This is a genomic window from Billgrantia sp. C5P2, from assembly GCF_051062895.2.
The window spans coordinates 3825382-3838053 of the sequence record NZ_CM128542.1 but is presented as its reverse complement, the minus strand read 5'-3'; the positions used below and the strand labels follow the sequence as shown (position 1 = coordinate 3838053).

Sequence of the window (12672 nt, the reverse complement as noted above, 5' to 3'; positions counted from 1 at the left end):
CTCGTTCGCCTCTTCGAGCCGGCATGGCGCCATGCGCGGTGCCGGCTCAACCTGCCGCTACGTCCCCCAGTGAGCACTTGCTGACCCCCGGCTGCCGATAGTGCGACATCGCCCGAATTTTTCTGCTATCCTGCCCGCCTTCCTTTACCCTCGGCTCGTGCCTTCCGCACTCCCGCTTCGCTTGCTTGCCGCCTCGGCACCGCTCAATTTCTCGCAGGTCCATTCCGTGTCCGATTCTCCCAACGACGGGGCCTTTGCCTCGCTGCCGCTGGCGCCAGAGTTGCTGGCCAATCTCGATTCGCTCGGGTACCAGGCCATGACGCCTATCCAGGCCCGAAGCCTGCCACCGATGCTCGCGGGCCAGGACGTGATTGGCCAGGCGAAGACCGGTTCGGGCAAGACCGCGGCGTTCGGCCTGGGGCTGCTGTCGCGGCTTGTTGTCTCGCGCTTCCGGGTGCAGGCGCTGGTGCTCTGTCCCACCCGCGAACTGGCCGACCAGGTGGCCGGCGAGATTAGGCGGCTTGCGCGCACATTACCCAACGTCAAGGTCCTGACCCTGTGTGGTGGGGCTCCTATGGGCCCACAACTTTCCTCGCTGGCGCATGGTGCGCATGTGGTGGTGGGTACCCCCGGCCGGGTGGAGGATCACCTGCGCAAGGGCTCGCTCGACCTCGCTTCGCTGGAGATCCTGGTGCTGGACGAGGCCGACCGCATGCTCGACATGGGCTTCCAGGCCACCATGGAGGCGATCGTCGCCGAGACGCCCGTCGAGCGTCAGACCCTGCTGTTCAGCGCGACCTACAGTGACGAGATCCGGCGCATCGCCGAGAAACTGATGCGTGACCCGGCCGAGGTGGCGGTAACCGAGACCCATGACGAGAGCACCATTCGCCAGCGCGTCTACCGGGTGGCGGACGAAGCGGAGCGCTTTTCGGCCCTTCGTGGGCTCCTGTTGCAGCATCGGCCACGCGCAAGCGTGGTGTTCTGCAACACCCGGCGCGAGACCCAGCAGGTCGCCGATGCCCTCTGTGAAGCGGGCTTCAGTGCCTTGGCGCTGCATGGCGATCTGGAGCAACGCGACCGCGACCGCATCCTGGTGCTGTTCGCCAACCACAGCGCTTCCATCCTGGTGGCGACCGACGTGGCGGCACGCGGACTGGATATCGAAGCACTGGATGCGGTATTCAACTACCAGATTGCGCGTGAACTCGAGGTGCATGTGCATCGCGTCGGACGTACCGGCCGCGCCGGCGGCTCGGGCATTGCCTGCACCCTGGTCGCCGAGCACGAGGCTTATCGCCTCGAGCGGTTGGCCGAGTTCCTCGGTGAACCGCTCGAGGAGGCGCCGCTGCCGCCACGCAACGTGTTGGCACAGGAGCCTTTCGTGCCGGAAATGGCGACGTTGCAACTCGATGGCGGCAAGAAACAGAAGGTGCGCCCCGGCGATATCCTCGGCGCCCTGACCGGCGATGGTGGCATCGACGGTGCCCAGGTGGGCAAGATCAAGGTGCTGGAGCGCAGCGCCTACGTGGCCGTGCAGCGCGAGGTCGCCAAGGCGGCGCTTGCCCAGCTTGGCGCAGGGAAACTCAAGGGGCGCTCGTTCCGCGCCCGGCGTGTCAGCCGCTGAGAACAGAAGGGGGATAGGTGAAGGTACCCAAGCGATTGCAGCCATTGGTCGACGACGGTCTGATCGAGGCGGTCGAGAGTCAGTTGATGAGCGGCAAGGAGGCCCAGGTCTACGTGGTTCGCTCCCACGGAGAGCGTCGCTGCGCCAAGGTCTTCAAGGAGGCGAAGCAGCGCAGTTTCAAGCAGGCGGTGCAGTACCAGGAAGGGCGCCGCGAGCGCAACAGCCGCCGCTCCCGAGCCATGGCCAAGAAGACCCGCTATGGCCAGAAGGAGCAGGAGCAGGCCTGGCTCAACGCCGAGGTCGATGCCCTCTACCGACTGGCGGCGGCGGATGTCCGGGTGCCGCAGCCCTACGGGTTCATCGACGGTGTGCTGCTGATGGAGATGATCAGCGACGCCGAGGGCCTGACCGCCCCACGCCTGGACGACGTGACCCTGAGTCTCGAGCAGGCGCGTGAATACTACGCCAAGGTCATTCGCGACGTGGTGAAGATGCTGTGTGCAGGCCTGATCCACGGCGACCTTTCCGAATTCAACGTACTGCTCGCAGCCGATGGCCCGGTGATCATCGACCTGCCCCAGGCGGTGGACGCCGCCGGCAACAACAGCGCCGAGATGATGTTCGAGCGCGACGTCGACAACATGCGCCGCTATTTCGGTCGCTTCGCCCCCGAATTGTTGGCCACCGACTACGGTAAGGAGATCTGGGCGCTCTATGAGGCCGGTGAGCTGCACCCGGAAAGCCAACTGACGGGTTGCTTCGAGCATGACACCAGCACCGTGGACGTGGACGAACTGATGACCGTGATCGATGACGTACGCGAGGAGGAAGCCTACCGCCAGGGGGCGCGTAACCGCGGTGATGAACCCGGCGTGGAAGAGGCCGCCGAGGAGTGGCAGGAATCCCAGCGAGAGCGTTGATCCAAAGCGCCGCGGCCATGCGGTTGGGCCAAGTTGGGTTTTTCCTGCCACACTCTAGCTCGGATTTCCCGACTATCGTCTTCAGCAGCCATCTTCAACAACCAGGTGAGGATCGTCATGTCGTTGCGTAAGGTGCCCCTCCTTTACCCCGCACGCTTTCTCGTCATTGCCTTGGCTCTGCTACTGCTGGCAGGTTGCCAGATGCAGCCGCCGGAACCACCCGACGAGGACAAGGCGGCCATCGACCGTATGTTGGTGATGATCGACGAGCGACTCGACGTGGCACCGCTGGTGGCCCAAGCCAAGTGGAACAGCGGCGCGCCCATCGAGGCCCCCGAGCGTGAGGCGCAGATTCTCGATCAGGTATCGGAGGATGCCGAAGCGGCCGGTGTCGACGAGGACTTCGCCCGGCGCTTCTTCGAGAAGCAGTTCGAGGCCAGCAAGCAGATCCAGCGGCGCCTGCACCATCAATGGCTGCAAGAGGGACGCTCGACCTTTGCCGATCCGCCCGATCTCGCCGAGGAGGTGCGCCCGGTGCTCGACCGCCTGACTCCGCAACTGATCGAATCACTGGCCGACATCGAGCGCATCGCCGGGGTCGAAGGCTCAGGTCGCTATCTCGAGCGACGCGCGGCGGAGCTGATCCAGGACGATTTCGACGGCGAGCCGCGTGATGTCTCCATTCAGCCTTTGGTGGAGCGCCTGGCGCGTTAGGTAAACACTGAACAAATGTCTGCACGAGTGAATCGCTGCGTTGCGCGGTGCGCGGAATCCTCACCTATAACCCATAGGCTCCGGTTCCTGTGCTCCGTGCGCCTTGCGCTTCATCTCGCTCGTCGATTTGTTCAGCGTTTCCTTAGCGCTCGGGTGATGAAGGCGCAGGTTCTGCGCCATACCAGTGAGAGCCGAGTCTATCTCGGCTTTTTGCGTTCTGCATGTGGCGCTTCCGGCGGCTCGATGGCCAGGAGCAAGGTGAACGTCGCCACGTCTCCTAGACTGATATGTCAGTGTGGTTGAAACGAGGTTGAATCGAATGTCGGTGCCGACCAGTCCATCAAGCGTCAATAGCCGAACAGAACGATAGCATCCGAACCGGCGCTCCGGCGCCGTGCCGCGGGTGACAAGGGGGTCGACCATGAGTGAAGTCAGCATGCGCCACCAGAGCGCCGTGAGCGAGTCACGTTCGCGTGTGCGCGCCAACTATGCGGCCGACGAAGCAGAAGTGCTGCATGGGCTTGCCGAGCGCATCAGGCTGTCGGAGGACGACCGCCGCAAGGTGGCCGCCGTCGGCGCCAACTATGTGGAACGTGTGCGCAAGGAGACGTCGCCCACGATGATGGAGGCGTTCCTGGCCGAATACGGGCTCTCGACCGCCGAGGGCGTGGGGCTCATGTGCCTGGCCGAGGCGCTGCTGCGTGTGCCCGACGCGGAGACCATCGACGACCTCATCCACGACAAGATCGAGCCGTCCGACTGGGGCGCGCACCTGGGCAAGTCCTCGTCGTCGCTGGTCAACGCCTCGACCTGGGCCTTGATGCTGACCGGCAAGGTGCTGGAGGATGACCCCAAGGGCCCGGTGCGGGCGCTGCGTGGCCTGGTGCGTCGCATGGGCGAACCGGTGGTGCGCACCGCGGTCGGCCAGTCGATGAAGATCCTCGGACGCCAGTTCGTACTTGGCCAGACCATCGAGGAGGGCATGAAGAATGCCCGCGAACTCGAGAAGCAGGGCTACACCTACTCCTACGACATGCTGGGCGAGGCGGCGCGTACCGACGCCGATGCCGTGCGCTATCACCAGGCCTACGCCAGGGCGATTGCCGCCATTGCCGAGCAGGCCAAGGGCGACGTGCGTTCGAGCCCTGGCATCTCGGTGAAACTCTCGGCGCTGCACCCGCGCTATGAATACACCCACCGCGACACGGTGATGAATGAACTCGTGCCGCGCGCGCTGGAACTGGCCCGTCAGGCGGCCAAGGCCAATATCGGTTTCAACATCGATGCCGAGGAACAGGACCGGCTGGAGCTGTCGCTCGACGTGATCGAGGCGCTGTTGTCCGACCCCAGCCTCGCCGGCTGGGACGGCTTCGGGGTCGTGGTGCAGGCCTACGGGCGCCGCGCCGCGCCGGTGATCGAGACGCTCTACGACCTCGCCGAACGGCTCGACCGCAGGATCATGGTGCGGCTGGTGAAGGGCGCCTACTGGGACACCGAGATCAAGCTGGCCCAGGAGATGGGCGTCGCGACCTTCCCGGTCTTCACCCGCAAGGTCAATACCGATGTCAGCTACATGGCCTGCGCCCAGCTGCTGCTCGATCGGCGCGACCGCATCTACCCGCAGTTCGCTACCCATAACGCCCACACCTGCGCCGCCGTCGTCGCCATGGCAGGCGACGACAAGGAGAGCTTCGAGTTCCAGCGCCTGCACGGCATGGGCGAGTCGCTGCACCACATCGTCAAGCAGACCGAGGGCACACGCTGCCGTATCTACGCGCCGGTCGGCGCACACCGCGACCTGCTGGCCTACCTGGTGCGCCGCCTGCTGGAGAACGGGGCGAACTCCTCGTTCGTCAACCAGGTGGTGGACAGCTCGATTCCCTCGAGCGAGGTCGCGTGCGACCCGGTCACGGAGATGCAGCGACTGGGCGACGCCATCGCCAGCCCGTCGATCGTCCCGCCCGGCGAGCTCTTCGCGCCCGAGCGCAAGAACTCCCGCGGTTTCCGGATCAACGAGCCAGCCTCGATCCTGCCGCTGCTGGCGGCGCGCGAGGCATTCGCCGACAAGAACTGGAGCGCCGGGCCCATGCTCGCCGGAAACCCGCCGCCGCAGGGACCTGCTCGCGATGCCGTGTCCCCGGCCGACGGCTCGCGCGTGGTCGGCCAGGTGCATGAGGCGACCCCGGCCGAGGTGGCCGCCGCGCTCGACGCCGCGCACGAGGGCTTCCGCGACTGGTCGGCACGGCCGGTGGCCGAGCGCGCCGAGGTGCTGCGCCGCACCGCCGACCTCTACGAGGAACATATTGCCGAGCTGACCGTGATCGCCACGCGCGAAGCCGGCAAGATGATGTTCGACGGCATCGCCGAGGTGCGCGAGGCGGTGGATTTCCTGCGCTACTATGCCTGCGAGATAGAGCGGCTGGAGATGGAGGAGCCCGGCGACGCCCGCGGCATCTTCGTCTGCATCAGCCCGTGGAACTTCCCGCTCGCCATCTTCACCGGCCAGGTCGCCGCGGCGCTGGCGGCCGGCAACGCGGTCATTGCCAAGCCCGCCGAGCAGACGCCACTGATTGCCGCGCGTGCCGTGGAACTGATGCGCGAAGCCGGCCTGCCGGAGGCGGCGCTGCAATTGCTGCCCGGCGATGGGCCGACGGTGGGCGGGCCGCTGACCAGTGATCCGCGGATCGCCGGTGTCTGCTTCACCGGCTCGACCGAGGTGGCGCAGATCATCCACAAGGCCCTGGCGCAGAACGCGGGCCCGGATGCGGTGCTGATCGCCGAGACCGGGGGGCTGAACGCCATGATCGTGGACTCGACGGCACTGACCGAGCAGGCGGTGCGCGACATCCTGATCTCGTCCTTCCAGTCGGCCGGCCAGCGCTGTTCCGCGCTCAGGATGCTGTATGTCCAGGAGGAGGCGCGCGACCGGCTGCTGACGATGCTCGACGGGGCGATGGATGCGCTCGTCATCGGCGACCCGTGGAACACCGACACCGACGTCTCACCGGTAATCGACGCCGAGGCGCAGGAAGGCATCGGCGCCTACCTGGCGGTACAGGAGGAGGCCGGCACGGTACTGAAGAAGCTGCCCGCGCCGAATAGCGGTACCTTCGTCAGCCCGGCGGTGGTCGAGGTCGGCGGCATCGAGGACCTCGAGCGCGAGATCTTCGGCCCGGTCCTGCACATGGCCACCTTCAAGGCGCGGGACATCGACAGGGTGGTCGACGCGATCAACGACAGGGGCTACGGGCTGACCTTCGGCCTGCACACCCGCATCGACGACCGCGTGCAGCAGATCGTCGAACGCATCCATGTCGGCAATATCTACGTCAACCGCAACCAGATCGGTGCCATCGTCGGCTCCCAGCCCTTCGGCGGCGAGGGCCTTTCGGGCACCGGGCCCAAGGCCGGCGGTCCCCTCTACGTCAATCGTTTTCGCCGCACCGCTGCCGCGGAGCGCCACGAAACGCCCCAGGGCGACGCCGTGGCGCTCGGCGAGCTGCAGTCGGCCATCGATGGCCTGGATGCACGCAACTGGGCGGCGCGACCCGATCGGGTCGAGGTGTTGCGCAAGGCGCTTTCCGGCAAGCGCGGGGTGATCCGCAAGGCGCTTGCCGAGACCGCGGCCCTGGACATGACGCCGCATACGCTGCCGGGACCGACGGGAGAGAGCAATCGGTTGTCGTTCTATCCCAAGGGCCCGGTGCTCTGCCTCGGGCCGACGCTCGAGATCGCCATCGCCCAGGCGGCGCAGGCGCTCGGTGCGGGCTGCCCGGCGGTGATCGTCGCACCTGGCGCGGCGCAGGCCGTGCGGCCGCTGATCGATGCCGGCGCACCCGTCGCCGCGCTCAATGGCAGCGTGGCAGCCGAGACGCTGACCGAGATCAGGGGCATCGCGGCGGTGGCCGCTGCCGGCGCCAGCGACTGGACCCGCGACCTGCGCCTCGCCCTCGCCCAGCGCGGCGGCCCCATCGTCTCGCTCGAGACCCAGTCCATCTCGCCGGAGCGCTACGTGCTGGAACGTCACCTCTGCATCGATACTACCGCCGCTGGGGGCAATGCCAGCCTGCTGGCGACGGCCGAGTAGGCTCGCCGATGTTGCCGGGCGGCAAGGGAACTGTCGCCCGGCTCCCAGGTTTCCTGCAGGGCTTAGATTCCCGCCCACCATTCATAGCCGCGATCTTCCCAATAGCCGCCCCGGCCGCGGCCGAGGTGAGCGAAGCTCTCCACCAGTTCGACGCGCATCACGTACTTGGCCATCTTGTAGCCGAGCTGGCGCTCGGCTCGCAGCCGCAGAGGGGCGCCGTTGGCGATGGGCAGATCGCTGCCGTTCAGGTCATAGGCCATCAGCGTTTGTGGATGGTAGGCCTCGATCATGTCCAGGCTTTCGTAGTAGGCGTCCCCACCGCGGTAGTGATCGGCACAGTGGAAGACCACAAAGCGCGCCTCGTCACGCACACCGACCTGGTCCAGCAGGTCACCGAGTACCACCCCGGTCCATTGGCCGATGCAGCTCCATCCCTCGACGCAGTCGTGGCGGGTGATTTGGGTGCGCGCGGGCAGGGCCTTGAGGTCGTCGAGCGAGAAGCTTTGCGGACGCTCTACCAGACCGTCGATCGTCAGGCGCCAGTCGCGGAAGCCGTTGGCCGCCAGGCGTCGGTAGGCTGCGTCCTGAGGGTTGGTGGTGCCGTTGGCGCGAAAGGTCGGCGCGATGTCCTCGGCTGAGTATTCACGGGCGAGGGATTCGCGCGAGGCCAGCAGGCGCTGGGTTTTCTGCGTCAGGGCACTGCTGGCATCGAACAGCCGTCCCATGGTGTCGCTACGCGACAGCCGGTCGCAGCCCGTCAGCAGGACGGCGGACGCGGCCAGCAGCGAGCGGGTCAGAAAACGCCGGCGCCGAGGATCGGTGGGGCTATCTGTCCTGTTCATCGGGGTGAGCCTCCTCGTTCGAGGGCAGGGCCGGGGGTAAGCGATAGCGCCCGGTGATCATCGAGCGCAAGTTGTTGGCGACGCCGGAGACCAGCACCAGTGCGATATGGAGCAGGAAGAAACCCACCAGCGCCAGGGCGCAGAGGAAATGGATCGTGCGTGCGCTCTGGCGGCCGCCGAAGATATCCAGCAGCCAGGGCCAGGCGGCATCCATGGTCGGTGACATGGTCAAGCCGGTCAGCACGACCAGCGGCATGACGACGAACAGCACCAGCAGATAGGCGAGCTTCTGCAGCAGGTTGTAGTGGCGTGCTTCCTCACCCCGCGGAAAGCGCAGCCGCAGGTGCTCGGTCACGACATGGCCGAAGGTTCTCCACTCCTGTCGGCGCGGCAGCAGGCGACGGCGCAATTGGCCACTGATGACCAGATACATCAGGTAGGCAATCAGCATGGGAGCGAATAGCCAGCCGGCCAGGAAGTGCCACTGGCGACCTGCGGACAGCCAGCGCGGGCCGGGCAGGGTGATCCAGGCTGGAAAGGCGCGTCGCTCACGCGCATCAGGGGGACCGGAGACGCCCAGCACTCCGGTGGTATCGAGGCGGTAGGCGCCGATCTGGGTGATGCCGTGCCACTCGCCGTCGTTATCACTGACGGCGAGAATCGATAGTGCCGGGCTGTCGAAACTGGAATCCTTGCCCCAGTACAGGGCCGGGTGGGCGTTGAAGATCTGCAGGCCACTCATCAACAACACCAACAGACAGGCGGCATTTATCCAATGCCAGATCCGGGTGAAGGCGCCGTGTCGATGGATGACCGTTGGGGTTCGGTCCCTGTTCGTGCCAAACATCGCGTCGAAGACACGCATCGTGGACCCTCCTGAAAGTGAAGAGCGAGCCAAGGTCGGCCGGTGACTGGAAAGTAAAGACGGGACACCGGCCGATGCCGCGAGCCGAACTTCACATGGCGTCGTCATCCGACATCATGTCGTCCTCTTCCTCCATCATGTGATCGTCCTCCTCCATCATTGGGTCTTCTTCCATCATCGCCCCATCGCCATGCATGGCATCTTCTTCCATCATCGTGCCTTTCTCTTTCATGGCGTCACTGTCCATGGCATCACTGCCCATTTCATCGCCGGTCATGGTCTCGTGTTCCATGCTGTCGTTTTCCATGGGCTCGTCGGCCAGAGCGGCGGTCGGCAGCAGCAGTGCCGTGGCGAGCAGGGTGGCAAACAGCGCGGTCTTGGGACGGTTCGACACGTTCATTGGCTTGTACCTCTTCTTCGTGGATTGGCCGTCGACGAGATGCCGATGCGGCAAGAGCCACACTAGTCAGGCGACATCGGCGGTTCATCACGGAACCATCACGGCGTGGTATCTTTTTCCGTGATGATTTCGTGATGTAGGGGACCGAGTGCCGTTCTAGAGTGGGCGCAGGCAACGGGTGGGAGTCTGGCGATGAGCTATCGAATCCTCTGTGTCGAGGACAATGCCGAGATCGGCAGGCTGCTCACCGAATCGTTGACGGCGGCGGGGTATGCCTGTGACTGGGTCCGTGACGGCGAGGCGGCGCTGGCGCTGCTGGGCGCCGAAGCCGCGGGAGTACGCTATGATCTGGTGACCTTGGACCTGATGCTGCCCGGGATGGACGGCCTGGAGGTGTGCCGTCGATTGCGTCGTCTCGACAGCCTGACCCCGGTGCTGATGGTCACTGCCAAGGCGGCTATCCGTGACGTGGTGGTGGGGCTGGAGATCGGTGCCGACGACTACGTCACCAAACCCTTCGCCATGCCGATCCTGCTGGCCCGGATCCAGGCCCTGTTGCGCCGCGGCCTGCGCCAGGCGCCCAGCGACGACGGCATCGTCGCCACGCCGCCGCTGGTCTGCGGTCCCCTGGTCATCGATGCCGACCGGCATCGGGTACACCTCGATGGCAAGGCGCTCCAACTTACCGGCAAGGAGTTTGCGTTGCTCTCGCTCTTCGCTCGCCATCCCGGGCGCAGCTTCAGCCGCGGCGAGCTGCTCGACCATGTCTGGGGCGAGGAATTCGATGGCTATGATCACACCGTGAACACCCATATCAACCGGCTGCGCAACAAGATCGAGGCCGACCCGGCCAGGCCGCGCTTCATCCAGACCGTCTGGGGGGTGGGCTATCGCTTCGCCGAGACAGCAGCGCCGTCCGCGCCTGGCGTCGAGTGCCCATGAGGGGCCTGCTGCGCCGCTGCGGGCGGCTGGGTCGCAGTCTCTATGCGCGCATCGCGCTGGTATACCTGACCAGCTTGTTATTGCTGTCGGTGGCCACCGCCTGGATCGCCATCAGCCAGTTCAACCAGCTCACCCGGGAACTGCAGCAGAGAATGGAGATCGATCTCGCCAGGAACCTTGCCCAGGTCATGCAGCCGGCATTGGGGCAAGGCGCCGACAGCGACGCCGCACGTGACATGGCCCGTCATATCCTGTCGATCAACCCCTCGCTGTCATTGTATGTGCTCGACGCGCAGGGAAGGGTAGTTGCCGACTACGCCGAGCCGGCTTGCGGGCTGGGGCGGCGGGTAGATGTCCTGGCGCTGGAGACCCTGCTGAGTGAAGATCCGATGCTGCCGGTGCTGGCAACGGCGCCCTGCGGTAACGAACCGGGTATCTTTTCCGTCGCTCCCATCCAGCATGGCGAGTCGCGCAGCCTGGGCTTTCTTTACGCCGATCTCGACAATGCCGGTCAGGCGTCGATGTTCGCCATGCTGCGTACCAGTTCCATCACCCGCACCCTGGTGGCCGCCGGGCTGATGGCGCTGCTGGTATCCGGAATCTTCGGCCTGGTCTGGTTTGCGCTGTTGACCCGGCGCTTCTCGCGCTTGACCACGGCGGTGCAGCGATTCGCCGACGGCGACTACGGGCAACGCATCGCCACGCCCCGCGACGATGAGCTGGGGCGCCTGGCCCGGGCCTTCAACGACATGGCCGGGACCATCGAGGCACAGCTCGCGGCGCTGCGCGAGACCGATCGCCAGCGCCGTGAGCTGGTCGCCAATCTCTCGCATGACTTCCGCACACCGCTGACCTCACTGCGCGGTTATACCGAACAGCTACTGGCCACGGAAACCGCCGACGAGGGCCGCCGACGCATGTTGACAGCGATCCTCGACAATGCCGATCGTCTGACCCGTCTCGCCCAGCAGCTCTCGACCCTGGCACGGCTGGATGCCGATGACAGGCCGCTACAGTGCGAGCCGTTCTCGCTGGCCGAGTTGGCCCATGACATCGTCGGCAAGTTCCAGCATCAGGCCCGCGAGGCTGGCATCTCGCTGACGGTGGCTTGCGATCCCGCGCTACCGCGGGTCGAGGCCGACTTGGGGCTGATCGACCGACTGCTATCCAATCTGATCGACAATGCGCTGCGCGCCACGCCCGCCGGGGGGTGGGTGCGTCTCGACGGCGAAGTGCTGCCGGAGGGGGTGCGGCTGACGGTCATCGACAATGGCATCGGTATCGCGACGGAGGAGTTACCGCTGGTGTCCCAGCGCTTCTACCGCACTCGGGCGAGCCTCGCCAGGGGAGAGGGCTCGGGGCTGGGATTGTCGATCGTACGCGAGATCTGCGAGCGCCACGGGGCGGCATGGAAGCTCGTCAGCTCGCCGGGAGAGGGCACCGAGGTGAGCGTCATCCTGCCCCGCGCGTGATGGCCCACCCAGGCATTCACAGCCGCCAGGTCTCGGGGTGCCCCGCCTTGAGCATGCCCTGCTCGTCCCAGTCGTCCCAGCCGGCAAAAGGGATCGGCGCCTCATTGTCGAGACCTTCGAGCCGCTGTGCCCAAGTTCTCTTCTCGGCTTCCAGACGCTGGCGAAACGTCGCCTCGTCCTGGTAGCTCAGCCCACCGCCCTGCACACCGTAGGTGACCTGGGGCGGCAGCACGCTGACGCCTAGGTAGTAGAGCGAGTAGTGGATCGGCCATAGCAGCGCCACGATATGGCCGCTGCGGCCATGTCGGGTGAAGGTCGGCGCCGGGGCACCGGTGGTCACCGAGAGCATTGCCCGCTTGCCAGGGAAGCGACCGCGGTCGTAGCGCATCCGGCCGGAGTAGAGCCCGCCGTAGACGAACACCCGGTCGAACCAGCCCTTGAGCATGGCCGGCTGGGCATGCCACCACAGCGGGAACTGCAGGATCACCAGGTCGGCGCGTTCGAGCCGTTCGATCTCGCGCTGCACGTCGCCGGGCAGCCTGCCTCGATCGAAAGCATGGCGCTGCTCGGTGAGCGGCAGGAAGATATCGGGCTCGGCGCGCGCGGGATAGTGCACCGTGCCCTCCACCGGGTCGAAGCCCTCGGCATAGAGATCCGAGACTTCGACGCTGTAGCCTTGCTGCTGCAACGTCTCGACGGCGACGTCCTTCAGGGCGCCGTTGAACGAATGCGGTTCGGGGTGGCAGAACACGATCAGGGCATGCATGGGGATCTCCGGTCGGAAAGCAAACGGTGCATGCCCT

At 65.9% G+C, this 12672-nt stretch carries 10 protein-coding genes; 6 read left to right on the top strand and 4 right to left on the bottom strand.

Features of this window, described 5'->3' with window-relative positions:
- The first annotated feature begins 226 nt into the window (after positions 1-226).
- The 4 genes from dbpA (at position 227) to putA (ending at position 7348) form a co-directional block, all read left to right on the top strand.
- Entirely contained in the window at positions 227-1627 is a 1401-nt protein-coding gene (gene dbpA, locus ACRWQA_RS17800; protein ID WP_434230678.1) for an ATP-dependent RNA helicase DbpA, read from the top strand.
- 17 nt (positions 1628-1644) lie between these two features.
- Positions 1645-2547, top strand: a complete 903-nt coding sequence (locus tag ACRWQA_RS17795; RefSeq protein WP_263582578.1) for a PA4780 family RIO1-like protein kinase — start codon at positions 1645-1647, stop codon at positions 2545-2547.
- Positions 2548-2664: 117 nt separating this feature from the next.
- Entirely contained in the window at positions 2665-3261 is a 597-nt protein-coding gene (aroQ, locus tag ACRWQA_RS17790; RefSeq protein ID WP_434230676.1) for a gamma subclass chorismate mutase AroQ, read from the top strand.
- 421 nt (positions 3262-3682) lie between these two features.
- Positions 3683-7348, top strand: a complete 3666-nt coding sequence (gene putA, locus ACRWQA_RS17785) for a bifunctional proline dehydrogenase/L-glutamate gamma-semialdehyde dehydrogenase PutA (protein WP_434230674.1) — start codon at positions 3683-3685, stop codon at positions 7346-7348.
- A gap of 62 nt (positions 7349-7410) precedes the next feature.
- Here putA and ACRWQA_RS17780 read toward each other — a convergent pair whose 3' ends face one another.
- The 3 genes from ACRWQA_RS17780 to ACRWQA_RS17770 all read right to left on the bottom strand — a co-directional run bounded on the left by ACRWQA_RS17780 (position 7411) and on the right by ACRWQA_RS17770 (position 9455).
- Positions 7411-8190 carry a molybdopterin-binding protein gene (locus ACRWQA_RS17780; protein ID WP_434230672.1) on the bottom strand — a complete coding sequence of 260 codons (780 nt, stop codon included), beginning with the start codon at positions 8188-8190 and terminating at the stop codon, positions 7411-7413.
- Positions 8174-9037, bottom strand: a complete 864-nt coding sequence (locus tag ACRWQA_RS17775; protein ID WP_434230687.1) for a cytochrome b/b6 domain-containing protein — start codon at positions 9035-9037, stop codon at positions 8174-8176. Before ACRWQA_RS17775 ends, ACRWQA_RS17780 begins: the two co-directional genes overlap by 17 nt.
- 109 nt (positions 9038-9146) lie before the next feature.
- A complete protein-coding gene (locus ACRWQA_RS17770; RefSeq protein ID WP_263582582.1) occupies positions 9147-9455 on the bottom strand; it encodes a hypothetical protein in 309 nt (102 codons plus the stop codon).
- Positions 9456-9647: 192 nt separating this feature from the next.
- Here ACRWQA_RS17770 and ACRWQA_RS17765 point away from each other — a divergent pair, with 192 nt between their 5' ends.
- Entirely contained in the window at positions 9648-10397 is a 750-nt protein-coding gene (locus ACRWQA_RS17765; protein WP_263582583.1) for a response regulator transcription factor, read from the top strand.
- Positions 10394-11869 carry a sensor histidine kinase gene (locus tag ACRWQA_RS17760; RefSeq protein ID WP_434230670.1) on the top strand — a complete coding sequence of 492 codons (1476 nt, stop codon included), beginning with the start codon at positions 10394-10396 and terminating at the stop codon, positions 11867-11869. The genes ACRWQA_RS17765 and ACRWQA_RS17760 overlap by 4 nt, the downstream gene beginning before the upstream one ends.
- A gap of 16 nt (positions 11870-11885) precedes the next feature.
- Here the strand turns inward: ACRWQA_RS17760 and ACRWQA_RS17755 are convergent, their stop codons facing one another.
- Positions 11886-12635 (bottom strand): NAD(P)H-dependent oxidoreductase, encoded by a 750-nt coding sequence (locus ACRWQA_RS17755; protein ID WP_434230668.1) that lies wholly within the window; start codon positions 12633-12635, stop codon positions 11886-11888.
- Between the last annotated feature and the right edge of the window lie 37 nt (positions 12636-12672).